The sequence below is a fragment of the Streptomyces sp. NPDC093085 genome (assembly GCF_040683935.1).
Lineage (GTDB): Bacteria > Actinomycetota > Actinomycetes > Streptomycetales > Streptomycetaceae > Streptomyces.
Genome location: NZ_JBFBFB010000002.1, coordinates 197,043 through 220,573 on the forward strand (window position 1 = coordinate 197,043; position 23,531 = coordinate 220,573).

The 23,531-nt window shown below is 75.1% G+C and carries 18 protein-coding genes; 4 read left to right on the plus strand and 14 right to left on the minus strand.

What is annotated here, in order from left to right; genetic code table 11:
* Positions 1-72: 72 nt before the first annotated feature.
* The gene (locus tag AB0O07_RS07570; RefSeq protein ID WP_365628526.1) at positions 73-315 is read right to left on the minus strand and encodes a DUF397 domain-containing protein; all 243 of its coding nucleotides are present in this window, start codon (positions 313-315) and stop codon (positions 73-75) included.
* 103 nt (positions 316-418) lie between these two features.
* Complete coding sequence (locus tag AB0O07_RS07575) at positions 419-1,279, minus strand: alpha/beta hydrolase (RefSeq protein ID WP_365628529.1); 861 nt, start codon at positions 1,277-1,279, stop codon at positions 419-421.
* Between the two features lie 207 nt (positions 1,280-1,486).
* On the opposite strand from AB0O07_RS07575, the gene paaK reads away from it, so the two are divergent.
* Positions 1,487-2,776 (plus strand): phenylacetate--CoA ligase PaaK, encoded by a 1,290-nt coding sequence (paaK, locus tag AB0O07_RS07580; RefSeq protein WP_365628532.1) that lies wholly within the window; start codon positions 1,487-1,489, stop codon positions 2,774-2,776.
* A 43-nt stretch (positions 2,777-2,819) separates the two neighbouring features.
* On the opposite strand, the gene AB0O07_RS07585 is transcribed toward paaK, so the two are convergent.
* On the minus strand, positions 2,820-3,926 hold the full coding sequence (locus AB0O07_RS07585; protein WP_365628535.1) for an ionic transporter y4hA: 1,107 nt from the start codon (positions 3,924-3,926) through the stop codon (positions 2,820-2,822).
* 148 nt (positions 3,927-4,074) lie between these two features.
* Between AB0O07_RS07585 and AB0O07_RS07590 the strand changes: the two genes are divergently transcribed.
* Entirely contained in the window at positions 4,075-5,961 is a 1,887-nt protein-coding gene (locus AB0O07_RS07590; RefSeq protein WP_365628537.1) for a serine hydrolase, read from the plus strand.
* A gap of 34 nt (positions 5,962-5,995) precedes the next feature.
* On the opposite strand, the gene AB0O07_RS07595 is transcribed toward AB0O07_RS07590, so the two are convergent.
* Positions 5,996-7,576, minus strand: coding sequence for an NAD(P)/FAD-dependent oxidoreductase (locus AB0O07_RS07595; protein WP_365628540.1), 1,581 nt, complete (start codon positions 7,574-7,576; stop codon positions 5,996-5,998).
* A gap of 106 nt (positions 7,577-7,682) precedes the next feature.
* The gene (locus AB0O07_RS07600; protein ID WP_365628543.1) at positions 7,683-9,947 is read right to left on the minus strand and encodes a tetratricopeptide repeat protein; all 2,265 of its coding nucleotides are present in this window, start codon (positions 9,945-9,947) and stop codon (positions 7,683-7,685) included.
* A 473-nt stretch (positions 9,948-10,420) separates the two neighbouring features.
* On the opposite strand from AB0O07_RS07600, the gene AB0O07_RS07605 reads away from it, so the two are divergent.
* Positions 10,421-11,980, plus strand: coding sequence for an ATP-dependent DNA ligase (locus tag AB0O07_RS07605; protein WP_365628546.1), 1,560 nt, complete (start codon positions 10,421-10,423; stop codon positions 11,978-11,980).
* A 56-nt stretch (positions 11,981-12,036) separates the two neighbouring features.
* Here the strand turns inward: AB0O07_RS07605 and AB0O07_RS07610 are convergent, their stop codons facing one another.
* On the minus strand, positions 12,037-13,083 hold the full coding sequence (locus tag AB0O07_RS07610; protein WP_365628549.1) for a phosphatidylinositol-specific phospholipase C domain-containing protein: 1,047 nt from the start codon (positions 13,081-13,083) through the stop codon (positions 12,037-12,039).
* Positions 13,084-13,381: 298 nt separating this feature from the next.
* Between AB0O07_RS07610 and AB0O07_RS07615 the strand changes: the two genes are divergently transcribed.
* Positions 13,382-13,588 (plus strand): hypothetical protein, encoded by a 207-nt coding sequence (locus AB0O07_RS07615; protein ID WP_365628552.1) that lies wholly within the window; start codon positions 13,382-13,384, stop codon positions 13,586-13,588.
* A gap of 208 nt (positions 13,589-13,796) precedes the next feature.
* Here the strand turns inward: AB0O07_RS07615 and AB0O07_RS07620 are convergent, their stop codons facing one another.
* From AB0O07_RS07620 to AB0O07_RS07655, 8 genes are all read right to left on the minus strand, one after another.
* Positions 13,797-15,746, minus strand: a complete 1,950-nt coding sequence (locus AB0O07_RS07620; protein WP_365630249.1) for an NAD-binding protein — start codon at positions 15,744-15,746, stop codon at positions 13,797-13,799.
* A gap of 166 nt (positions 15,747-15,912) precedes the next feature.
* Positions 15,913-17,076 (minus strand): NAD-dependent formate dehydrogenase, encoded by a 1,164-nt coding sequence (locus tag AB0O07_RS07625; protein WP_365628555.1) that lies wholly within the window; start codon positions 17,074-17,076, stop codon positions 15,913-15,915.
* Positions 17,077-17,178: 102 nt separating this feature from the next.
* On the minus strand, positions 17,179-18,147 hold the full coding sequence (locus AB0O07_RS07630; RefSeq protein WP_365628558.1) for a LysR family transcriptional regulator: 969 nt from the start codon (positions 18,145-18,147) through the stop codon (positions 17,179-17,181).
* Between the two features lie 52 nt (positions 18,148-18,199).
* Positions 18,200-18,559 carry a DUF6204 family protein gene (locus AB0O07_RS07635; RefSeq protein WP_365628561.1) on the minus strand — a complete coding sequence of 120 codons (360 nt, stop codon included), beginning with the start codon at positions 18,557-18,559 and terminating at the stop codon, positions 18,200-18,202.
* Positions 18,560-18,637: 78 nt separating this feature from the next.
* Positions 18,638-20,662 carry an ABC transporter permease gene (locus tag AB0O07_RS07640; protein ID WP_365628564.1) on the minus strand — a complete coding sequence of 675 codons (2,025 nt, stop codon included), beginning with the start codon at positions 20,660-20,662 and terminating at the stop codon, positions 18,638-18,640.
* 174 nt (positions 20,663-20,836) lie between these two features.
* Entirely contained in the window at positions 20,837-21,643 is an 807-nt protein-coding gene (gene modA / locus AB0O07_RS07645) for a molybdate ABC transporter substrate-binding protein (protein ID WP_365628567.1), read from the minus strand.
* A 99-nt stretch (positions 21,644-21,742) separates the two neighbouring features.
* The gene (locus tag AB0O07_RS07650) at positions 21,743-22,138 is read right to left on the minus strand and encodes a helix-turn-helix transcriptional regulator (RefSeq protein WP_365628570.1); all 396 of its coding nucleotides are present in this window, start codon (positions 22,136-22,138) and stop codon (positions 21,743-21,745) included.
* Between the two features lie 94 nt (positions 22,139-22,232).
* Positions 22,233-23,528, minus strand: a complete 1,296-nt coding sequence (locus AB0O07_RS07655; protein WP_365628573.1) for a class I SAM-dependent methyltransferase — start codon at positions 23,526-23,528, stop codon at positions 22,233-22,235.
* Between the last annotated feature and the right edge of the window lie 3 nt (positions 23,529-23,531).

Here is a 23,531-nt window from a genome sequence, read left to right on the forward strand (position 1 = left end):
GCCGGGTGAACCCCGGAATGCGCCGCCGCCCCCGGGGCGGCGGGGGCGGCGGTGTCCGGACTCGTCTCCGGGTCAGGTGAGGTCGAACTCGCCGTCCCGCGCGTTGATGACGAAGGCCCGCCACTCGGCGGGGGTGAAGATCAGCGAGGGGCTCTCGGGACGGGCGCTGTTGCGCATGGCGATGAAGCCCTCGACAAAGGCGATCTGCACATCGCCCGCGCCCTGGCTCCCCGACCGCCACTCCGCGCCGCTCAGATCGAGTTCCGGCTTCTCCCACCCCGAAAGCGGCGTCTGGGTAATGGTGCTCTCGGCCACGTCTGGCTCCTCCCGCTCGCGTCGTCCCGGCCCCAGCCTAACCACCGCCGCCGGTCCGGGACAGACCGCGAAGGGCGGGCCGGCGGGGCCGCTCCGGCGCCGGTCAGCCCCCGAACGGGCGTGCGCCGGCGAGGAATCCGGTGACCGTACGGACGAACGCGGCGGGCTGGTCGAGCCAGGGGAAGTGCCCGGCGTCCGTCAGGACGGCGAGCCGGCCGTGCGGGAAGAGCCCGGCGAGCTCGCGGGCCCTGGCGGGGCGCGGGCCGCCGTCGAGCGCCCCGGCCACCACCAGGACCGGCGCCGTGACGGCGGCGAGCGCGGCGCGGGTGGCGGCGGGGTCGAAGGCGCCGGCCGCGAAGAAGGCCGCCGCCGCCCGCTGGTTGATCTGCCGGGGCGAGGCGGCCACCATGGCCCGGGCCGCGTCGTCCCAGCGCGCGTGGTTGAACCGCTTGAGCCGCGCCCACACCTCCTCGGTCGCCCGGCCCGCCAGCACCTCGTCGAAGGCCGCCAGGGCCGCGTCGTACCAGGGTTCGCCGGCGCGCAGCGCCATGGCCTCCCGGCGGTCCTCCTCGGTGGCCTCGATGCCGACGGCCGCCGCGCCCGGGGTGACCAGGGTCAGCGAGGCGACCCTGGCGGGGTGGCGGGCGGCGTAGAGGAGCGCCAGGTCGCCGGCGGCGGAGTGCGCCAGCAGGTCGACCCGGTCCAGGCCGAGATGGGCGCGCAGGGCGTCGATGTCGTCGGCCTGGCGGTCGCAGCGGTACGTGGCCGGGTCGGCGGGGGCCGCGGACTCCCCCGTGCCCCGCAGGTCGAGCCGGACCAGCCGGCGGTGCGCGGCGAGCCCGCCCAGGTCGCCGAGGTATTCCGAGGCGCGCATCGGGCCGCCGGGGAGACAGAGCAGGGGCTCGCCCTCGCCGGCCGGGTGGCAGGTGAGCAGGGTCGAGTCGTGCGCGGTGAAGGTGGGCATGGCGTGATCCTCACAGGCCGGGCGGGAGCGCGGCAACGTCTTTGCCGGCGGCCGGAACGGGAGGTGGCGCGCGTGTCTTGACGCTTCCGGGGGGCTCCTGCGTTACTGGCGGGGGACGATCGACCGAATGATCGGTCGTGGGGCCGCCGGGGCGGCGGACACGGCCGGGCGGGGCCGCCGGATGCCGGCCGGATCAGGGAGAACGCCATGACGACCCCTCTGCTGGACGCCGGGGAGCGGCTCGGCCGGGCGGAGCTGGCCGCGTTGCAGCGGGAGCGGCTGCGCGACACGCTGCGCCGGGCGTACGGGAAGGTGGAGTTCTACCGGCGCTCCTTCGACCGGGCCGGGGTGCGCCCGGAGGACTGCCGTGACCTCGCCGATCTCGCCCGCTTCCCGTTCACCACCAAGGAGGATCTGCGGGCCACGTACCCGTTCGGGCTGCTCGCCGTGGAGCGCTCCGAGGTACGGCGGCTGCACGCGTCCAGCGGGACGACGGGGCAGCCGACCGTCGTCGGGTACACCCAGCGGGATCTGGACACCTGGGCGGAGCTGATGGCCCGTTCGATCCGGGCGGCGGGCGGACGGCCGGGGCAGACGGTCCATGTGGCGTACGGGTACGGGCTGTTCACCGGCGGGCTCGGCGCGCACTACGGGGCGGAGCGGCTGGGCTGTACGGTGGTGCCCGCCTCCGGGGGCATGAGCGCGCGTCAGGTCCGGCTGATCCAGGATCTGCGCCCCGAGGTCATCATGGTGACCCCCTCGTATCTGCTGACGCTGCTCGACGAGTTCGAGCGCCAGGGCGTCGATCCGCGCGCCACCTCCCTGCGGGTGGGCATCCTCGGCGCCGAGCCCTGGACGGAGGAGATGCGGCGGGAGATCGAGGAGCGGTGCGCGATCGACGCCGTCGACATCTACGGGCTCTCGGAGGTGATGGGGCCCGGGGTGGCGCAGGAGTGCGTGGAGACCAAGGACGGGCTGACGGTCTGGGAGGACCACTTCTATCCGGAGGTGGTGGATCCGCTCACCGGGGAGGCGGTGCCGGACGGCGAGGAGGGCGAGCTGGTCCTCACCTCGCTGACCAAGGAGGCGATGCCGGTGATCCGTTACCGGACCCGGGATCTGACCCGGCTGCTGCCCGGCACGGCGCGGGTCTTCCGGCGGATGGCGCGGATGACCGGGCGCACCGACGACCTGGTGATCCTGCGCGGGGTGAACCTCTTCCCCACCCAGATCGAGGAGATCGTGCTCCGTACTCCGGGGGTCGCCCCGCACTTCCAGCTCCGGCTGGCCCGGGAGGGCCGGCTCGACACGCTGACCGTACGGGCCGAGGCGCGTCCCGCGGCGACCCCGGAGGAGCGGGAGCGGGCGGCTCGGGCGATCGCGGTGGCGGTCAAGGAGGGGGTGGGGGTGTCGGCCGCGGTGGAGGTGGTCGATCCGGGGACGCTGGAGCGGTCGGTGGGGAAGATCCGGCGGGTGGTGGACCTCCGTACCGGGTGAGCCGGGGTCGGGGGCCCGGGCCCCCGGCGGTCCGGGGGCGGCCTCAGGGGCTGATCGCGAGGAAGACGAAGGCGGCGAAGATCCCCAGGTGGACGCCGCCCTGGAGCAGGGTGGCCCGGCCGGGTGCCACGGTCAGCGCGCCCACCACCACGGTGAGGGCGAGCAGCACCATATGGGTGGCGTTCAGCCCGAGGACCAGCGGGCCCTCCAGCCAGACCATGGCGAGCGCGATGGCGGGGATGGTCAGCCCGATGCTGGCCATGGCGGAGCCGAGCGCGAGGTTGAGGCTGGTCTGGACGCGCTCGCGGCGGGCGGCCCGTACGGCGGCGAGGGTCTCCGGGAGCAGTACCAGCAGGGCGATGACGACGCCGACCACGGCCTGGGGCAGCCCCGCCGACACGACGCCCGACTCGATGGTGGGCGAGACGGCCTTGGCGTCCCCGACCACGGCGACCAGCGCCACCAGCAGCATCAGCAGGCTGAGGGTGGCGGCGCGGTGGGTGGGGAGCGGGGCGTGCGTGTCCTCCTCGCGTACGTCGCCCTCCTGGGTGAGGGGGAGGAAGTAGTCGCGGTGGCGGACGGTCTGGACGGCGACGAAGAGCCCGTACAGGACGAGGGAGGCGACGGCGGCGAAGCCGAGCTGGGCCGGGGAGAACTGCGGCCCCGGCTCGCTGGTGGTGAAGGTGGGCAGGACGAGGGTGAGGGTGGCGAGCGTGGCGACGGTGGCGAGCGCGGTGCCGGTGCCCTCGGCGTTGAAGACGGCGACCCGGCTGCGGAGCGCGCCGACGAGGAGGCAGAGGCCGAGGATGCCGTTGCAGGTGATCATGACGGCGGCGAAGACGGTGTCGCGGGCGAGGGTGGCGCTCTTGGCACCGCCGTCGACCATCAGGGTGACGATGAGGGCCACTTCGATGACGGTGACGGCGACCGCGAGGACGAGCGAGCCGAACGGCTCCCCCACCCGGTGGGCGACCACCTCGGCATGGTGCACGGCGGCGAGCACGGCCCCGGCGAGACAGAGCGCGACCAGCCCGACGGCGAACCCGGGGAGGGCCCGCCCCCAGCTCAGCACGAGGGCGATCACCGCGAGCAGCGGTACCACCACGGTCCACTGGGACAGCAGGGACCGGATGCTGTTCCTCGTCCTCATGCGCCACACGGTGCCAGAGGTGGCGCGGGTCCGCGCGGTGACCGTACGGAGCCGACCGGACCGCCAGGGTTGACACCGGCGGGGCCGCGCAAGAAGGTTTCAGGACTCGAATCGGCTCTCGAAAGAGAGTTTCAGGGGGAGGTCCGCCATGACGACGGAGGACGCGGGGGACGCGGGGGACGCGAGCGGCGCCGGTGACACGACGGACACGGCGCCGGGGCGGGACGGGTGGATCAGCAGGCGCCGGCTGGGCGGCGGGGTGCTCGCCCTCGGCGGGGCGTTCGCGCTGGCGCCGGTCCCGTTCGCCGCCGGGGCCACGGCGCGCGCCGACGCCCCCGCGAAGGCGGCGGGCGGCGGTCCCCCCGGCCGTACGCTGCGGCGCGGCTCCGCCGAGCGGGCCGGGCTGCTCCGCCGGGAGCTGGACGGGCTGGTCACCGCCGTCGAGGGGTTCCTCGGCCCCTCCCCCGGCCATCCGTGGTACGCGGGGGCCGTGGTGCTCGCGGGGCGCGGCGGGACGGTGGCGCTGCACCACGCGGCCGGCCACGCGGTGCGGTACGCGCGGTACGACGAGACCACGGACACCGGGGTGGAGCTGCCCCCGGAGCGGCGGATCCCGATGGCCGGGGACACCGTCTTCGACCTCGCCTCGGTCTCCAAGCTCTTCACCTCGCTCCTCGCCGTCCAGCAGATCGAGCGGGGCGCGCTCGGTCTGGAGGAGCGGGTCGTCACCTATCTGCCGGAGTTCGCCGGCACGGAGGCGGCGCGGGCGGCGGGCAAGCGGGAGATCACGGTACGTCAGTTGCTGACGCACACCTCCGGGTTCCGGGCCTGGATCCCGCTCTACGCGGCGCCGACCCGGGAGGGGATGCTGAAGCTGCTGTGGGACGAGGTGCCCGCGCACCCGCCCGGCACGGCCTACCTCTACTCGGACCTCAATCTGATCTCGCTCCAGCTCGTCCTGGAACGGGTCACCGGGCACCCGCTGGACGCGCTGCTCCGCACGGAGATCACCGGGCCGCTCGGCATGCGCCGTACCCGCTACAACCCGCCCGCTTCCTGGCGGCCGGTCATCGCGGCCACCGAGGACGCGCGTCCGCCCTGGTCGGGTCTGGACCGGGGGCTGGTCTGGGGCGAGGTGCACGACGAGAACGCCTACTCCCTGGGCGGGGTCGCGGGCCATGCCGGGGTCTTCTCGGACGCCTGGGACCTGGCGGTGCTGGCCCGTACGCTGCTCAACGGCGGGGCGTACGGGCGGGCGCGGATCCTCCGTCCCGAGTCGGTGGAGCTGATGTTCACCGACTTCAACACGGCCTTCCCCGGGGACGCCCACGGGCTGGGGTTCGAGCTCTACCAGCACTGGTACATGGGGGCGATGGCCACCCCGAGGACGGCGGGGCACACCGGGTTCACCGGCACCAGCCTGGTGCTGGACCCGACGACCGACTCCTTCCTGATCCTGCTGGGCAACTCGGTCCATCCGGTGCGGAGCTGGCGCTCGGGCTCCGCGCCCCGGGTGGCCGCCGCCGACCGGCTGGCGCGCGCCGTACCGGTCGGGCCGCCCCGGTGGCGTTCCGCCTGGTTCGGCGGGATGGCCTCGGCGACGACCGCCACGCTCACCCTGCCCGCGCTCACCCCGGCCACCGACCGGGGGGTGCTGCGCTGCTCGGTGTGGTGGGACACCGAGCCGGAGTCGGACGCGCTCTTCCTGGAGGCGTCCGGGGACGGCGGGGCGAGCTGGCGGCCCGTACCGTTCACCACGGAGGCGGCCGGCCGGGCGGAGACCGGCCACCCGGACGGTTCGGCGACCGGCTGGTCGGGGCGGGTCTGGCACCGGCTCACCGCGGAGCTCACCGGCCGGCGCGGCCGGGCCACGGTGGTGCGGTGGCGGTACACGACGGACCAGCGGTACGTGGGGCGGGGCGTGTATGTGAGCGGGCTGCGGGTCGAGGACGGCGGGCGGACCCTCTTCGACGAGGCGCGCGGGCGGGACGCGGCGAGGATCACGGCGGCCGGCTGGACCCGCGCGCGGGACTGAGCCTCCGGGCCCGGCCGCCCCCGGCCGCCCCCGGTCACCGCCCGAGGACGGCCATGGCCGCGTTCTGCCCCGCCACCCCGCTGACCCCGCCGCCGCGTACCGCGCCCGCGCCGCAGAGCAGGACGTTGGGGTGCGCCGTCGCGACGCCCCAGCGGGCACCGGCACCGCCGGGGCCGGGGTCACCGTCACCGCCGGCGTACGGGAAGGAGAGGTCCTGGTGGAAGATATGGCCGCCGGGCAGCCGTAGTTCGCGTTCGAGGTCGAGCGGGGTCTTCGCCTCGACGCAGGGGCGTCCTTCCGCGTCCCGGGCGAGGCACTCCGCGATCGGCTCGGCGAGCCGTTCGTCGAGCTGGGCGAGGGTGGCGGCGAGGAGTTCCGCGCGGGTGGCGTCGTTGTCGCGGGCGAAGAGCCGCGCGGGGGTGTGCAGCCCGAAGAGGGTGAGGGTCTGGTAGCCGCGCGCGGCGAGCTCCGGTCCCAGGATGGAGGGGTCGGTGAGGGTGTGGCAGTAGATCTCGGAGGGCGGGGCACCGGGCAGCCGGCCCGCCGCGGCCTCCGCGTACGCCGTGGCCAACTGGCCGTAGCCTTCGGCGATATGGAAGGTCCCGGCGAAGGCGTCCCGGGGGTCGACCGAGCGGTCCCGTAGCCGGGGCAGCCGGCGCAGCACCATGTTGACCTTGAGCTGGGCGCCCTCGGGCGCGGGGGGCGGCTCCTCGCCGAGGAGGGCGGCGAGCTCCCGGGGCGAGGCGTTGACCAGCACATGCCGCGCTCCCACCGCCCCCTCTGCGCCGTCCCCGCCCTCCGTGCCCTGCGCATCGGTCCGGTACCGGACCTCGGCGCGGGTCCCGTCGGTCTCGACGGCGGTCACCTCGTGCCCGGTGGCGATCTCGGCGCCCGCCGCCCTGGCCGCGTCGGCCAGCGCGTCGGTGAGGGCGCCCATGCCGCCCACGGGGACGTCCCAGTCGCCGGTCCCGCCGCCGATGACGTGGTAGAGGAAGCAGCGGTTCTGGACGAGCGAGGGGTCGTGGGCGTCGGCGAAGGTGCCGATGAGCGCGTCGGTGAGGACGACGCCCCGGACCAGGTCATGGGTGAAGCGCCGCTCGATCGCGGCGCCGATGGGCTCCTCGAAGAGCATCCGCCAGGCGGCCTCGTCGCCGATCCGCTCGCGGAGCGCCGCGCGGGTGGGCAGCGGCTCGGTGAGCGTGGGGAAGACCCGCCGGGCGACGCGCGCGGTGGTCACGTAGAACTCCCGCCACGCCGTGTACTCGGCGTCGGATCCGGTCAGCGCGGCGAAGGAGTCCCGGGTACGCCCCGCCCCGACCAGCAGCCCGCCGTCGCCCAGCGGGGTGTACGAGGAGACGGTGCGCTTCCGGAACCCGCAGCGCACCCCCAGGTCGCGCACGATCGAGCCGGGCAGCAGCGAGACCAGGTAGGAGTAGCGCGAGAGCCGGGCGTCCACCCCGGCGAAGGGCCGGCTGGAGACGGCGGCGCCACCGGTGGCGCCGAGCCGTTCGAGCACGAGCACGGAGCGCCCGGCCCGGGCGAGATAGGCGGCGGCGACCAGACCGTTGTGGCCGCCGCCCACGATGACGGCGTCGTACGAGGTGAGTGCGGGCATGGCCCTTGGTAACACGCGCCCGGTCACCGGGCCAGGGGGCGGACGCCGGGCTCCGGTGCTGCGGCCGGCGCCCGGCGGTCAGCGGCCGGCGGTCAGTAGCCGGCGGTCAGTAGCCGCGTGCCCCGTGCTGCTGCCGCAGGGCCGCCACCTGGCGGTAGAGCTGGACCGCTTCCGCGCCCCTGCCGAGTTGTTCCAGGCAGTGGGCCTCGTCGTTGCGGCTGGCCAGCGCGTCGGGGTGGGTGGCGCCCAGGACCCGGTCGCGGGTGTCGGCGACCTGGCGGTAGACGGAGAGGGCGTCCGCCCAGCGGCCCAGCCACCCCAGGCCCACGGCGACCTCGCGGCGGCTGACCAGGGTGTCGGGGTGGTCGGGGCCCAGGACATGTTCGCGGATCGCGCAGACGTCGCGGGACTCCGCGAGCGCCTCCTCCCAGCGGGAGAGGCGGCCCAGGTTGACGCCGACGCCGTGCCGGGCGCGGAGGGTCTCGGGGTGGTGGGGGCCCTGGACCCGGGCGCGGTCGGCGACCAGGGCGCGGTAGAGCTCCAGGGCCTCGGTGGACTCGCCGAGCCGGCCGAGGCTGATGCCGACCTCGTAGCGGGCGGCGAGGGTGTCGGGGTGGTCGGGGCCGAGGGAGTCGGCGCGGAGGGCGGCGACCTCGCGGTAGACGTTCAGCGCCTCCGGCCAGCGGCCGAGCTGGCCGAGCGCGTACGCCACCTCGTACTGGCTGATCAGCGTGTCGGGGTGGGTGGGCCCGAGCACTCTGGCCCGGGCGGCGGCCACCTCGCCCGCGAGCCGGTGGGCGTCCTCCAGGCGGCCGAGCCGGCCGAGGTTGTACGCGAGGTTGTGGCGGCAGCGCAGGGTGTCCACATGGTCCGGGCCGATGGTGCGTTCGCGGGAGGCGAGGACCGCGGCGAAGACCTCGTGGGCCTCGAAGTGCCGGCCGAGCTGGCCCAGTACGTACGCGGTCTCCTGGCGGGCCGCGAGGGTGTCGGGGTGGTCCGGTCCGAGGGCCCGCTCGCGCCCCTCGGCGACCCGGGTGAACTCGCGCAGCGCGTCGCCCGTACGGCCGGTCCTGCTCAGCGAGAAGCCGACCTCGTAACGGCTGCCGAGGGTGTCCGGATGGTCCGGGCCGAGCGCGTGCTCCCGCTCGGCGGCGACCGCGCGGTGCACCTCCCCGGCCTCCTCCCAGCGGCCGAGCCGGCCGAGGCTGAGCCCGGCGTTGTGTCTGCTGGTCAGCACGGCGAGTTGTTCCGGCGGCGGGGTGGGGCGGCCGGTGGCGGGCGGGGCGGAGAACCCGGCGCGCGGATCGGCGGGCCCGGTCCAGTCACCGGTGAGCCCCGCGGTGTGGTCGGGCGGGGTGGGCCGCAGCTCGGCCAGGCCGACCGCCTTGTGCCCGGTGGTCATGGTGTGGGACCAGGAGGGCAGGGGCGCGCCGTGGGGGCCCGCCACGGGGACGGCCGGGTATCCGGCGGCGGGGTACCCGGGGGTGCCGGCGGGTCCCGGCGCCGGGTAGCCGTAGCCGGGGGTGGCGCGGGCGGCGCCGATCCGGCCGCGCAGCCCGCCCGCGTCGGCGGGGCGCTCCTCGGGGGTCTTGGCCAGCAGCTCCAGGACGAGGGTGTCGAAGAACTCGGGGAGTTCGGGGCGGTGGCTGCGCGGTGGCTCGGGGATGGTGTCGCGGTGGCCTACCAGGACCGACCAGGCGTCCTCCAGGTCGAACGGCGGGGCGCCGGTGGCGATCTCGTACAGGACGCAGCCGAGCGAGTAGAGGTCGCTGCGGTGGTCGACCTGGCCGCCGCTGATCTGCTCGGGCGACATGTAGTGCGGGGTGCCCATGGCGACGCCGGGGCCGGTGAGCCGGGAGGTGAAGCCGATGTCGTGGCCGAGCCGCGCGATGCCGAAGTCGCAGATCTTCACCGCGCCGTTGGTGAGCCGCATGATGTTGGCGGGCTTCAGGTCCCGGTGGACGATGCCCTGTTCGTGCGTGTACGCGAGGGCGTCGGCGACCTGTTCCGCGATGTCGACGACGTCGGCGACGGCGAGCGCGCCGCCCTGCTCCTCCAGGAGCTGGCTGAGGTTGCGGCCCTCCAGCAGCTCCATGACGAGGTAGAGGACCCCGTCGTACTCGCCGAAGTCGTGGACGACGGTGACGCCCCGGTGCTGGAGCCCGGCGGCGACCCGGGCCTCGCGGCGGAAGCGCTCGCGCATGATCCGGGTGAAGGTGTCGTCGCGCTGCGGGCCGAGCGGCTTGAGGCACTTGACCGCGACCTGCCGGCCCAGTGACTCGTCGCGGGCCCGCCAGACCTCGCCCATCCCGCCGCGTCCGATGAGATCGAGCAGCCGGTAACGGCCCTGGATCAGCATGCTGTCCGCCATCGCGTGCTGTGGCCCCCCGTCACCCTCGCTGCGCCCACCCCGGCCGTTCCAGTATGGCGGCCGAGGCGGGGAGTGGGTACGGGGTGGGACGTGTGTCGGGCCCGGGCCCGGCCGCCCGGAACACGGCGGGGGATGTTCCCGGCGCCGCCCCGGCGGCCCCGGCCGCACCACCCGCACCGGCTCCACCGCCCGGCGGACCGGTCGGACCTGCCGGGCCCACCGGACCTGCCGTCGCCGCCAGGACGGCCGTCGCCGCCGGGCCGGCCGTCCGTGCCGGGGCCCCGGTCGCTCCCATAGGTCCTGCCTCCCCTGCCCCGTGGAGCCGCTTCGGTGGTCGGCCGGTGATCCGGCCGTCGGTGTGGTCCAGGCTATCGCCGTGACCGGGCCCCTCCCGCCACCGGCCGTCCCCCGCCGCTCCCCGGCCGTACCCGCTCCGACGGGCGGGGCCGCGTCCGGCGTTGCACGATGGCAGCATGCTGCTGGCACCGCTCGCCCGGGTCTCCCGGGAGGTCGCCGAGTCCCCGGCGCGGACCCGGAAGATCTCCCTGCTGGCCGGTGTCTTCCGGACGGCGGACCCCCGGGACGTGCCGGTGGTCATCCCGTATCTGGCCGGGCGGCTGCCGCAGGGGCGGATCGGGGTGGGCTGGAACGCGCTGAGGGACCCGCCGCCGCCCGCCGGGCGGGCCACGCTGACCGTGCTCTCCACCGACGCCGTGTTCACCGCGCTCGCCGCGGTGGCCGGGGCGGGCGCGCAGGGCGAGCGGCGGCGGCTGGTGCAGGGGCTGCTGGGCGCGGCCACCGAGGAGGAGCAGCGGTTCCTGGTGGGGCTGATCTCGGGCGAGCTGCGGCAGGGCGCGCTGGACGCGGTCGCGGTGGAGGCGCTGGCCGAGACGGCGGGGGCGCCGCCGGCGGCGGTCCGGCGGGCGGTGATGGTGGCGGGGGCGCTGGAGCCGGTGGCCGGGCGGCTGCTGGCCGAGGGGCCGCGCGTCCTGGAGGAGTTCCTGCTGACGGTGGGGCGTCCGGTGCTGCCGATGCTGGCGCAGTCCGCCGCGAGCGTCCCGGAGGCCGTCGGGCGGCTGGGCGGATGCGCGGTGGAGGAGAAGCTCGACGGGATCCGGGTGCAGGTGCACCGCACCGGGTCCACGGTCGGGATCTTCACCCGCACCCTCGACGAGATCACCGGGCGGCTGCCGGAGGTGGCCGAGGCGGCGCTGGCCCTGGACGGCGACGGGTTCGTGCTGGACGGGGAGGTGGTCGCGCGGGACGAGCGGGGCAGGCCCCGGCCGTTCCAGGAGATCGCGGGGCGGGTCGGCTCCCGTACGGACGTCGCCTCGGCCGCCGCGGCGGTCCCGCTCGCTCCGGTCTTCTTCGACATCCTGGCGGACGGCGGCGAGGAGCTGCTCGACCTGCCGTACACGGAGCGGCACGCGGTGCTGGCCCGGCTGGTGCCGGAGCCGCTGCGGGTACGGCGTCTGGTGCTCCCGGAGGGGGCGGGGGATCCGGCGGCCGGGGAGGCCGGGGAGGCGTTTCTGCGGGAGGCCCTGGAGCGCGGGGAGGAGGGCGTGGTGGTGAAGGCCCTGGACGCGCCGTACAGCGCGGGCCGGCGGGGTGCGGGGTGGGTGAAGGTGAAGCCGGTGCACACCCTGGACCTGGTGGTGCTCGCCGCCGAGTGGGGCCATGGCAGGAGGACCGGCCGGCTCTCCAACCTCCATCTGGGCGCGCGGCGGGAGGACGGCTCGTTCGTGATGCTCGGCAAGACCTTCAAGGGGCTCACGGACGCGATGCTGGAGTGGCAGACGGGACGGCTGCGGGAGCTGGCGGTACGGGACGACGGGCTGACCGTGACCGTACGCCCCGAGCTGGTCGTGGAGATCGCGTACGACGGGCTCCAGCGCTCCTCCCGCTATCCGGCCGGGGTGACGCTGCGGTTCGCGCGGGTGGTGCGGTACCGGGAGGACCGGACGGCGGCGGACGCGGACACGCTCGGGACGGTGCTGGCGGCGCACGGCCGGGGCCCGGTCCTGCCGGCCTGAGGCCACTCCGGCCCCGGCCCCCGGCCGCGCGCCGCCTCCGTCCTTTCCCCGCGTGGCTACTCGGCGGCGGTGGCGCGGGGGACGACCGTGGTGAGGACGCCCGTCAGCCCGTGCCAGTCCGAGGTGATCAGGCTCGCGTGGCGCTGGGCCAGCAGGTCGAGCCGGTCGCGGGCCTGCTGCTCGGTCGGGTTGACGGAGTCGATGGCGGGCGCCACGTTGTGCGCGTCGGTCATCAGCAGGAAGTAGTGGCGCCGGTCGTACCAGGCGGTGTCGATCGTCCCGGCGGCGTACGCGGTGGCGTCCCCGTCGAAGAAGACGAACCAGGGCCGCAGCGAGGCGTCCGTGTACCGCACGCGCGGGTCGCCGGCCTGGGCGTTGTGGACGGCGGGGAAGGCCGAGGCCTCGCCGATCCGGCCGGCCGCCTTGAGATCGCGCAGGTGGATGGCGTACTCGCGGTCGGTCCAGAGGGTGTCGAACGGGTTCTGCTCCTCCACCGTGCCCGGGATGAGCTCGACGACGAACTTCCCGGCGAGCTGGTCACGGGTCGGCCAGGCGTTGGCCTGGGCCGCCGTGTCGAGGTCGGGGTGGTCGCCCATCAGGTCGGCGGGGCGGAAGAGCGCGTCGCCGAGTTTGCTGGTGAGCAGCGCGTCGAGGGCGGCGGGGCCCCGGCCGCCCTGGCCCTGGAAGCCGTCCTTCATCTCCAGCTTGAGGACGATCGGGCGGTGGCCGGGGTTGGCGTCGTGCCAGGTCCTGATGTCGGTGAGGCACCCCGGCAGATCGCGGTTGCGGCTCTGGGTGCGCAGCGCGGCGACGGTGGTGGCGTTGGCGCAGTTGTTGTCGTTGCCGATCGGGTTGGAGTGCGAGACGCGCCAGGAGGCCCCGTAGATGTTGGTCCAGACGTCGATCTCCAGCATGGCGGCGCCGGAGTCGAGGGCGTCGGCGAAGTAGGGGAAGGTCGCCTTCTCGTACGAGTTGTGGACCCCCACCCCGGTACCGGAGGGGAAGGGGAGCTGTCCGGTGCCTGCGGCGCCGGCCGGGGCGGTGGTGAGGGCGAGCGCGACGGCCGCACCGGCCACCAGGGTCGTACGGAGGAGCTTGGCCATATCCCTGAGTCCTCTCGGCATGCATGGCTTGGGCATGTCAATGTTTGGTCAACAGTCAGGCACTGTAAGGGAGTTCGGTGAAGCGCGGGAGGACAACGGGCCTACGGCCGGGTTCCCGGGAGCGACCTGGGGCGCCCGCGCGCGTGCCGGGCCCCGTACGGCGCCGGTACGGGCCCGGGGCGGCCCGGAAACGGGCCGGCCGCTCCCCCGGGCCCGCGCTGCCGGGGACCCCTCACCGGGGATGCGTCCGTGCCCTGGGGCGACGACAATGGGCCCACCGGACGAAGGAGGAAGCGGCATGAACGAAGAGTCCGCCGCGCGGATCGAGACCGAGATCGAGAGCGCGACCCCCGACCGGCTGCTGCACACCGGGGCCTGCGACGAGGTGACGGCCGAGGACCTCGCGCTCGCCTCCGGCCGCGATCTCACCCCGGAGAGCCTCGACTGGGCCCGGCGCCGGCTGGCCGAGCGCGGCCGCGCCGCCATCGAGGAGCAGCTTCCGTAACCGGCCGTCCCGTCCCCGCCGTACGGCGCGTGTCGGCGCGGGGGCGGGCGGTGGGTCCCGTACGACCGAGGCCGTACGGGGCTCCCGTACGGCCTCGTCCCGTACGACCGAGCCCGTACGACCGAGCCCGTACCAGAGCCCTTACGGGACCCACCGCCCGGCCGCCGCTCCGCGCTCCGGTGGGCGTGCCCGGCCCCGGTCCGTGGCGCTAGCGTCCGGGCCACGGGGCCGGTGCGGACGGCCGGCCGCCGGTGTGGTGGCGGCCGAGGAGTTCGGCCAGGCCGCGGCGGGTGGCGGCGAGGACCACCCGGTCGCCGGGGGTCAGCACATAGCCGGGGTGCAGGTCCCAGACCAGGCCCGGCGGGCGGCCCTCGGGGGCGGGGCGGCTGTCCGCGAGGTCCGGCAGCCGGTCCCCCGGGGCCGCCGTGTCGAGCGCGATGACCCGCCAGGCGCCGGGCCGGAAGACCTCCCCGACCGTCCGCCCCTCCAGCCGGGGGTGGCCGGCCACATCGATGGCGGCGACCAGCAGCACCCGGCGCTCGACGGGGATCGCGCCGAGGATCTGCCGGCCCATCATGGCGATGGCGAAGGCCGGGGCGGCCAGGGTGGAGACGCTGCGGCTGCGGGTGAGGGCCCGGGGGTGGGCGGCGCGCAGGGTGCGGTAGACGGCGGTGGCGAAGTCGTCGTCGTACAGCCGGAGCGCGACCCGCAGGTCCGGGGCGACGGAGCGGGCGTAGAGGGTGGCTTCGAGGTTGGTGGTGTCGGCGCTGGTGAGGGCGAGCAGGGCGTGGGCCCGTTCGATCTTGGCGGCCTCCAGCACGCCCTCCTGGGTGACGTCGCCGAGCACGGTCGGGATCCGCAGCCTGCGGGCGACCGCGACACCGCGCGCCTCGGGGTCCTCCTCCACGCAGACCACCGGGATGCCCAGCTCGCGGAGGTTGACCAGGACCCGGGTGCCGACCTTGCCGAGGCCGAGCAGGACGACATGGCCGGAGAGTCCGCGCGGCGGGCGGCGGAGCGCGGAGGCGGTACGGAAGGTGCCGAGCGCCTCCAGGATCGCGGCGAGCACCACGGGCACCAGGAAGAGCCCGGTGATCATGGCGAGGAGCTGCATGACCTGCCGGTTGACGGATTCCCCGACGGCCGGGTCGCCGATGGCGAAGAGGTCGAGCAGGGTGAGGTAGAGCGCGCCGAGCGGATGGACGCCGGTGGCGATGGACGAGGCGGTGGAGAGGGCGAGGACGGCGCCGACGATCCCGGCGAAGGACCAGCGGAGCCGGCGGGAGAAGAAGGAGGCGAGCGGGGCGCCCCGGCCGCCGAGGCGGCGGGCCGGCAGATCGGGTCCGGCGTGCGAGACGGCCTCCAGGACGATGGTGCCGCGCCCGGTGGCGGCGGCGGCGTCCGCGTCGTCGGGCAGCAGCAGTGGCGCCTCCTGGCCGCTGTTGTCCGAACCCTCGGTGCCCGCCGGGTCGTTGGTGGTCGCGGAGAGCAGCGCCAGGGTGCAGAGCCCCGGGTCGGCGACGCGGCCGGGACCCGGCGGGTTGCGTTCGACGGCCCGGAGCAGCAGCCCGTCGGCGCGGATGACCTTGCTGGTGCCCGCGACGGCGGTGGCGGCGAGCGCGGGGGCGGCCGTGTCGGCGTCGGAGAGGACGGTGGTGGAGGCGTCGAGCGCGGCCCGGTCGAGGCCGGGGGCGGCGACGGCGGCGGCCTGGTCGAGCAGGCCTTCGAGGTGCTGGCCGAGCTTGCGGTTGTAGAGCCGGATGACCAGGCGCAGCCGGGGGTTGAGGCGGCGGGCGGCGAGCGCGGCCCGGATATTGACCTCGTCGTCGTCATGGACGAGGGCGAGCGCCTCGGCCTCCGCCACCCCGGCCTCCACGAGGGCGTCCTCGTCGAGGTCGGTGATCTCCAGGAGCCGGGGCCCGCCGCGTACCGCGCCGGGGCCGTCGTCGGGACCGTCGGGCAGGGTGGCGGCGGTCCGGGCCATGGCGGCGGACATCCGGCCGAAGAAGGCGGAGGCCCTGCCGAGACCGGCGACCGGGGCGGGCGGCATACGGGAGGCGCGTACCGGCGGTACGACCAGGGTGACGCGTTCGCCGTAGACATGGCGGAGCTCGCCGGCGAGCCGGTGGGCGAGGGTGTCGTCGCCGCAGACGACCATATGGCCCGTCGCGGGGCCGTGCGCTGCCTGGTGAGGAAGTGTGGACACGCCACCAGTGTGCCGCCTCTCTGTTCGGACGCGGCACAGCCGTACCCGGCCGGGGGCGCGGCCGGGAACGGCTGAGGGAAGGTCAGAACCCCCTGTTCAGCAGAGTTCTGACGTCGGATCAGTTCTTCTTGACGGAGTACGCGTGGGCGCCCGCCCCGGCGAGCGCGCCCTTGTCGACGATCAGGTACTCCTCGCGCAGCGGCTGTCCGGCGAACCAGTGCTCCAGGATCTCCCGGGTGCCGGCCGCGTACCGGGCCTGCGCGGAGAGGGAGGAGCCGGAGATGTGCGGGGTCATGCCGTGGTGCGGCATGGTCCGCCAGGGGTGGTCGGGGGGCGCGGGCTGGGGGTACCAGACGTCGCCCGCGTATCCGGCGAGCTGTCCCGAGCGGAGCGCGCGGACGACGGCGTCCCGGTCGGCGATCTTCGCGCGGGCGGTGTTGATGAGATAGGTGCCGCGCTTCATCCGCGCGATCAGCTCGTCGTCGAAGAGGCCCTCGGTCTCCGGGTGGAGGGGGGCGTTGACGGTGACGACGTCGCAGTGCGGGACCATCGCCGCGGGGCTCTCGTGCCAGGTGAGGCCGAGTTCCCGCTCGGTCTCGGCGGGCAGCCGGTGCCGGTCGGTGTAGTGGAGGCCCACGTCGAAGGGGGCGAGGCGGCGGAGGATGGCCTGCCCGATCCGGCCGGCGCCGACGGTGCCGACCCGCATGCCCTCCAGGTCGTAGGAGCGGGCGACGCAGTCGGCGATGTTCCAGCCGCCGTCCAGGACCCGCTGGTAGGAGGGGAGGTAGTTCCGTACGAGCGACAGCGTCATCATCACGGCGTGCTCGGCGACGCTGATGCTGTTGCAGTAGGTGACCTCGGCGACGGTGACGCCCCGGGCGATGGCCGCGTCGAGGTCGACATGGTCGGAGCCGATGCCGGCGGTGAGCGCGAGCTTCAGCTTCTCCGCCCTGGCGATGCGTTCGGCGGTCAGATAGGCGGGCCAGAAGGGCTGGGAGATGACCACGTCGGCGTCGACGAGTTCGCGGTCGAAGACGGAGTTCTCGCCGTCCTTGTCGGAGGTGACGACGAGGGTGTGGCCCTGGGACTCCAGGAAGGGCCGGAGCCCCAGTTCGCCGGAGACGCTGCCGAGCAGTTCGCCCGGGGTGAAGTCGACGGCGCTCGGGGTGGGGGTGGTCTGGCCGCCGGGATAGTGGTCGATGGTGGGGATCGTGTCCCGGGCGTAGGACTTCGGCTGTCCGTCCACCGGGTCGTCGTACAGCACACACAGCACCTTTGCCATGGCCGCGACTCCTCATCCGTGTACAGCGGGAAGGTGTTTCCACCATCCCGGCCCCGGTGGGGCCGGTCAAAACGAACTTCCCTATGGCCGGATAGGCGGCGGCTATCCGGCGGAGGGCCGGCCGGCCGGGCCCGCCGGGCCTCCGGGGCGCAGATGGGTGTCGAGGAGCCGGTCGAGCGCCTCCCGTACGCCCGCCTGCCGGGCGGTCTCCAGCAGGGCCCTGGCCAGGACGGGTTCGGGGGTGCGGTCGGCGATGACCAGGCCGACGCGGGGGCCGTGCGCCGGATGCTCCAGTGGGATGACCCGCATCCCCGCGGGGACGCCGAACATGGGGAGCCAGGCGTGGGAGATGACGCTGGACCAGTGGCCGGCCGTGAGGTGGGCGTAGAGCCCGGCGACGGAGTCGGTCTCGATGGCGGCGACCACGGCGGGCTTGCCGTCGGCGGCGAAGTACTCGTTCATGATGCGGCGGTTGCGCATCCGGCCGGAGAGCAGACAGAGCGGCTGTTCGGCGATGCTCGCCCAGCGGGCGACCGGCCGGCCGGCGAGCGGCCCGTCCTCCGGGGTGAGCAGGAGATAGCGCTCCTCGTAGAGGGGGGTGCGGCGGACCGGGCCGAGGGCGTCGTCGTCCAGATAGGTGAGGGCGATGTCGAGTTCGAAGGCGGCCAGGCGGCGGGCGATGTCGCGGGAGGAGAGCGAGTCGAGGCGGACCCGGGCGAGCGGGTGGCGGGCCACGAAGGGGGTGGTGAGCAGGGAGGCGGCGGTGAGCGCGGTGGGGATGGCGCCGATCCGCAGGGTGCCGGTGAGGCCGCCGCGCATCGCGGAGAGCTCCTGGCGCAGCGCGTCGCGCTCGGCGAGGATGCGGTGCGCCCAGAGCAGGACCCGTTCGCCCTCCGGGGTGAGCCCTTCGAAGCGGTGGCCCCGGCGGACGATGGGCACGTCGAGTTCGTGTTCGAGCTTGCGGATGGCGGCGGAGAGGGAGGGCTGGGAGACGTAGCAGGAAGCGGCGGCGCGGGCGAAGTGGCGCTCCCTGGCCAGGGCGACCAGATACTCCAGTTGACGCAGCAGCAACGCCCGCTCCCCCTCCGCTCCTGGTTCCCCCCTGATACCCGCGGCCGGAGGTTCAGAGACCCTGCTGGGCCGCCGCGCGGCGCTGCCGTTTGCCCAGCGGCGCCTGGGACCGGTCCTCCGCCTGCGACCTGAGGTTCTTGTAGCCGTAGCCGCGCTCGGCCAGCCACGCCCTCGCCGCCTCCTCGGCCCGCTCGGACGCCTCCAGGATGTCCTCCTCTTCCTCCCCGGAGTCCAGGAACCGGAAGGTGAAGGCGGGGCGCGCCGCGATGTCGTAGCTGAGGTGCCCCTCGGGCGTGAAGGCCGCGCGCAGGACGTCGTGGTCGGCGGCCCGGGCGAGCAGTTCGGCGCGCTGGTCGGGGCCGAGCCCGTCGAAGACACCGCGGACGGTGATACGGAAGGTACGCGTACTCATCCCCCGACCCTAGCGAGCGCGTCGGGCGGACTCCACGGATATTCCGCGCGGGCGGCTCCGTCCCGGCGGGAGGCCGGGTCAGAGGGGGACGAGGGTGACCTCCGTGGCCTTGACGCCGGTCCAGACGGCGGCCCCGTCGGCCAGGGCGAGTTCGGCCGCCGCCTCGTGGGTGATCTCCGCGATCAGGTCGGGGGCCTCGTCCGAGGTGATCAGGACGCGGAGTCTGCTGCCGAGCGCGGTGATCTCCCGTACGGTGCCGGGCCAGACGTTGCGGGGGCTGCCGCCGGGCCGTTCCCGGTGGACGGCGACGGCCTCCGGGGCGATGACCGCCAGCGCCCGGGTGGCGGCGGGCGCGGGCTCGGCGACCACCAGCCGGCCGCCCCCGTCGAGCGCGAAGCCGTCCGGTCCCGCGACCCCGGGCCAGGCGTTGCGGCCGAGCATCCGGGCCACCCACGGGGAGCGGGGATGCCGGGTCACCTCGGCGGGCGGCGCGTCCTGGAGGACCTCTCCCTCGTCGAGTACGAGGACCCGGTCGGCCAGCGAGACCGCCTCGACCGGGTCGTGGGTGACGATCAGGCAGACCCCGCCGAAGGTGTCGAGATGGCCGCGGAGGGTGTGCCGTACCCGGGCCCGGGTGGTCTGGTCGAGGGCGGCGAGCGGCTCGTCCAGGAGGAGCAGCCGGGGCCGGGCGGCGAGCGCGCGGGCGAGCGCGACCCGCTGCGCCTGCCCGCCGGAGAGCTGGTGCGGCCTGCGGTGGGCGAGGTGTCCGACGCCGAGCCGGTCGAGCCAGCGCTGGGCGCCGCGCCGGGCCTCGGCGCGGCGCACGCCCTGGGCGCGCAACCCGTACGCGGTGTTGGCGAGCGCGCTGAGGTGCGGGAAGAGCGCGCCGTTCTGGGGCACCCAGGCGACGCCCCTGCGGTGCGGGGGCAGGCCGCCGACGTCGAGGTCGCCGAGGCGGAGCGCGGCGTGGGCGCGCGGGGTGAGGCCGAGGAGGGCGCGGAGCAGGGTGGTCTTGCCGGCGCCGTTGGGGCCGACGACGGCGATGGTGGTGCCGGGTTCGGCGGCCAGGGTGAGCCGGTTGAAGCCGGTCACGTCGGCGCGCAGCCGCCACCGCTCCGGCGCCGGGCCGGGGGCGTCCCCGTCCGCGTCGGCCTGCTTGAGGGGTACGGCGGGACCGTCACCGGCGGGGGCGTCGCCCGGCCCGGGGCGCGTCGTCTCCGTACGGCCGAGGTCACCGTCTCCCCCGCCGGAACCGTCGGCGGCCGAGGGCACGCGTCCGGCCACCGGGTCGACGGCGGCGCCGGCCGTCTGGCCGCTCCAGCGGCCCCGGAGCGCGATCAGGACGGCCATGGCGATGGCGAGCAGCAGCAGGGAGACCGAGGTGGCGGCCTCCGGGGAGTCCTGGAGGAGCAGATAGACCTGGAGCGGCAGGGTCTGGGTGGTGCCGGGGAGGTTCCCGGCGAAGGTGATCGTGGCGCCGAACTCGCCGAGCGCCCGCGCCCAGGTGAGCGCGGCGCCGGCGGCGAGCCCGGGCGCCACCATCGGCAGGGTGACGGTGGCGAAGACCCGCAGCGGGGAGGCGCCGAGCGAGGCGGCGGTCTCCTCGTACGCGGGCCGCAGCCCGGCGAGGGTGCCTTCGAGGCTGATGATGAGGAACGGCATCGCGACGAAGGTCGCCGCGACCACGGCGCCCGAGGTGTGGAACGGCAGGGTGAGCCCGAAGGTCTCCTCCAGCCAGGGCCCGAGCAGCCCGCGCCGGCCGAAGCCGAGGAGCAGTGCCACGCCGCCGACGGTCGGCGGCAGCACCATGGGGAGCAGGACGAGGGTGCGGACGAGTGTCTTGCCGGGGAAGTCCACCCGGGCGAGCAGCCAGGCCAGCGGCACCCCGAGAAGGAGCGAGAGCCCGAGCGCCCAGAACGAGACGAGCAGCGAGAGCTGGAGCGCCTGGACCACCGCGGGGCTGGTGAGATGGGTGGAGAGCCCGCCCCAGTCGGTCCTGGCGAGGATGCCGAGCAGGGGCAGCAGCAGGAACGCGACGGCCAGCAGCGCGGGCACCGTCAGGGCGACGGGGGCGCGGAGCCCCCGGACGCGGGCGCGGCTCATCGGGGCCCCCGGTGGTGGTGTCGGCGGGTGGAGGGACGGTCAGGTCCCGGGAGGTGTCGGGGTCCCGGGACCCGGCGGGTGCGCGGGGCGCCGTACGGGACCGGAACCGTACGGCGGCGGGCGGGGACGGCGGAGGGCCGCCCGGCGGCGGTGACCACGGGCGGCCGCCGGAGCCTACGGCTTCTGGAAGCCGGCCGCCTGGAGGATCTTCTGGGCCTCCGGGCCGCTGAGCCAGGTGACGAACGCGGCGGCGGCTTCGGCGTTCCGGGAGCTCTTGAGGGTGGCCGCCGGGTACTGGGCGATCGCGTTCTGCGCGTCGGGGATGTCGACGGCGTCGACCTTGTCGGTCGCGGTGGCGGCGTCGGTCCGGTAGACGATGCCGGCGTCGGCCTCGCCCAGCTCGACCTTGCTGAGGACGGCGCGGACGTTGGGCTCCTGCGAGACCGGCTTGACGGTGATCTTCTGCGCGTCGAGCACCTGCTTGCTGTACCGGCCGACGGGCACCTCGGGCGCGGCCAGGACGACCTTGAGCTTGGGGTCCGCGAGGTCCTTGAGGCTCCCGACCTTCTCCGGGTTGCCCTCTCCGGTGGCGATGACCAGCCGGTTCCTGGCGATGACGGTCGGGGTCCCGGTGTCGCTCTTCAGGCCGTCCATGGTCTTGGTGTCGGCGGTGACCAGCGCGTCGGCGGGGGCGCCCTGGTTGACCTGGGCGGCCAGTTCCTGCGAGCCGGCGAAGGAGAAGGTGACCTTGGTGCCCGGGTTGGCCTTCTCGTACGCGGCGCCGGCCGTCTTGAAGACGTCGGTGAGCGAGGCGGCGGCGAGCACGGTGAGCTGGGCGGACTTCGGGGAGCCCGACGAGCCGCCGTCGGCGGAGCCGGTGTCCTTCGTGTCGTCCTTGCCGCCGCAGGCCGCCAGCGGCAGGAGCAGGGCGGCGGTCACGAGCGCGGCGGCGGCGCGGCGGCGGGTCGGGGAGAGGGACATGAGGGGGCTCCTTGGCGGTGAGGCGGAGGCGGGCGAGGGGCGCGCCCGAGAGGGCCGGATCGTTCCGTGCCCGCGGGTACGGAGCGACGGTCGGCGGGGTCAGACGCGGTCGATGTGCACGCTGGTGGCCTTGACCCGGGCAGTGGCCCGCATGCCGACCGCGAGGCCCAGTTCCTCGACGGCCTCCCGGGTCAGCAGGGAGACCAGCCGGTGCGGCCCGGCCTGGATCTCCACCTGGGCGGCCACATCGCCGAGTGTGACGGCGGTGACGATGCCGGGGAAGGCGTTACGGGCCGAGGTGTACGGGACGTCGTCCTCGTCGGCGCCGCTCTGTCCGACCTCGACGGCGAACGCGGCGAGGGAGGGACCGTCGATCAGCCGGCGCCCGCTCTCGTCGCGGTGGGTGGCGACCCGGCCCGCGTCGGCCCAGCGGCGCGCGGTGTCGGGGCTCACGCCGAGGAGACGGGCCGCCTGACCGATCGTGTAGGACTGCATATGCGACAAGATAGGCCGCAGGTCGTCGCATTTACAATTCTTATGATGATCCTCCTTCGCAGATGCGAGGGCATCATGTCCGGGGGCGCCGGGGTCAGCGTTTGACGGCCCGCAGGATGACGAACTTCGGGTCGCTCGCCACCGTCTCGCACCGGCCGAACAGACGGCGCAGCTTGAGGTGGTAGCCGAGGTGCCGGTTGCCGATGACCCACAGCTCTCCCCCGGGCCGCAGCGCGGCGCGCGCCCCGGTGAACATCCGCCACGCCGTGGCGTCGGTGGTCGCCTGGTGGGTGTGGAACGGCGGGTTGGTGACGACGAGGTCGGCCGACTCGGCCGGTACGCCGGAGAGGCCGTCGCCGAGAAGGAACTCCGCGCCGGTGTCCGGGGCGGTGTTCGCGCGGAAGGTCGCCTCGGCCGAGGCGACCGCGCCGTACGACTCGTCGGCGAAGGTGAGCGTGGCCCCCGGGTTCTCCAGCGCGAGGGCGGTGCCGACGACCCCGTTGCCGCATCCCAGGTCGACGATGTGCGCGGGCCCCCGGTCGCGCGGGAGGTGGCGGAGGAGGAACCGGGTGCCGATGTCGAGCCGTTCGGCGCAGAAGATCCCGGCGTGGTTGACGACCGTACGGCCCGAGACGGCGCCGATCCCTTCGGGGAGCGCGTACCGGTGCGGCCAGGGGGTGGCGGTCCCGTCCGGCCGGCCCGGCACGGGGGTGCAGAAGATCAGCCGGGCCTTCCGCACGGCGAGGGAGGTCCTGGTGGGGCCGAGGATCCGCTCGAAGAGCCGGAGGGTGGAGGTGTGGATCTCGGTGACGCGCCCGGTGCCGACGACGAGGGTCCCGGGGTGGAGCGCGGGCGCCAGCCGGTGGAGCTGGTCCTCCAGCAGGGAGAGGCTCTTGGGGACGCGGACGAGCAGGACGTCGATCCGCTCCGGCGGGGTGTCGAGGGTGGAGAGCAGCAGGGCGGCGTCCTCGGCGAGCCCGGCGCGGCGCAGATTGGCGCGGGTGGCCTGCTGGGTGAGGTACGAGTCGCTGATCTGGACGAGGGTGCCGGTGGCCCGGTCCGGGTGGGCGGCGAGCGCGGTGGTGAGGGCGCCCCACCGGTCCCCGACGACCACGACCGTACCGCCGAGCCCGGGGCCGCCGCCCGTCACCGGGGCGCCGTCCGCGTCCCCGGCTCCTCCCGGTCCTCCCGGTCCCGGCTCCCTTTCCGGTCCCGGCTCCCTTTCCGGTCCCGGCTCCCCTTCAGGTCCCGGCTCCCCCTCCGGTGCCGGCTCGGCGAGGTGGCGCAGCAGGTACTCGTCGGCGGAGTCCCAGGCGCGCAGCGTCTCGCGGGGGTGGTCGGGGAAGCGGGTGAGGCCGAAGTCGCCCCAGGGTGTCGTCACACGGTTCATCGT

Coding starts and splice junctions, on each gene's coding strand:
- AB0O07_RS07575 (WP_365628529.1), bottom strand. CDS start 1,279: ATGCCCACCTTCACCGCGCACGACTCGACCCTGCTCACCTGCCACCCG.
- paaK (WP_365628532.1), top strand. CDS start 1,487: ATGACGACCCCTCTGCTGGACGCCGGGGAGCGGCTCGGCCGGGCGGAG.
- AB0O07_RS07585 (WP_365628535.1), bottom strand. CDS start 3,926: ATGAGGACGAGGAACAGCATCCGGTCCCTGCTGTCCCAGTGGACCGTG.
- AB0O07_RS07590 (WP_365628537.1), top strand. CDS start 4,075: ATGACGACGGAGGACGCGGGGGACGCGGGGGACGCGAGCGGCGCCGGT.
- AB0O07_RS07595 (WP_365628540.1), bottom strand. CDS start 7,576: ATGCCCGCACTCACCTCGTACGACGCCGTCATCGTGGGCGGCGGCCAC.
- AB0O07_RS07600 (WP_365628543.1), bottom strand. CDS start 9,947: ATGGCGGACAGCATGCTGATCCAGGGCCGTTACCGGCTGCTCGATCTC.
- AB0O07_RS07605 (WP_365628546.1), top strand. CDS start 10,421: ATGCTGCTGGCACCGCTCGCCCGGGTCTCCCGGGAGGTCGCCGAGTCC.
- AB0O07_RS07610 (WP_365628549.1), bottom strand. CDS start 13,083: ATGGCCAAGCTCCTCCGTACGACCCTGGTGGCCGGTGCGGCCGTCGCG.
- AB0O07_RS07615 (WP_365628552.1), top strand. CDS start 13,382: ATGAACGAAGAGTCCGCCGCGCGGATCGAGACCGAGATCGAGAGCGCG.
- AB0O07_RS07620 (WP_365630249.1), bottom strand. CDS start 15,746: ATGGTCGTCTGCGGCGACGACACCCTCGCCCACCGGCTCGCCGGCGAG.
- AB0O07_RS07625 (WP_365628555.1), bottom strand. CDS start 17,076: ATGGCAAAGGTGCTGTGTGTGCTGTACGACGACCCGGTGGACGGACAG.
- AB0O07_RS07635 (WP_365628561.1), bottom strand. CDS start 18,559: ATGAGTACGCGTACCTTCCGTATCACCGTCCGCGGTGTCTTCGACGGG.
- AB0O07_RS07640 (WP_365628564.1), bottom strand. CDS start 20,662: ATGAGCCGCGCCCGCGTCCGGGGGCTCCGCGCCCCCGTCGCCCTGACG.
- modA (WP_365628567.1), bottom strand. CDS start 21,643: ATGTCCCTCTCCCCGACCCGCCGCCGCGCCGCCGCCGCGCTCGTGACC.
- AB0O07_RS07650 (WP_365628570.1), bottom strand. CDS start 22,138: ATGCAGTCCTACACGATCGGTCAGGCGGCCCGTCTCCTCGGCGTGAGC.
- AB0O07_RS07655 (WP_365628573.1), bottom strand. CDS start 23,528: ATGAACCGTGTGACGACACCCTGGGGCGACTTCGGCCTCACCCGCTTC.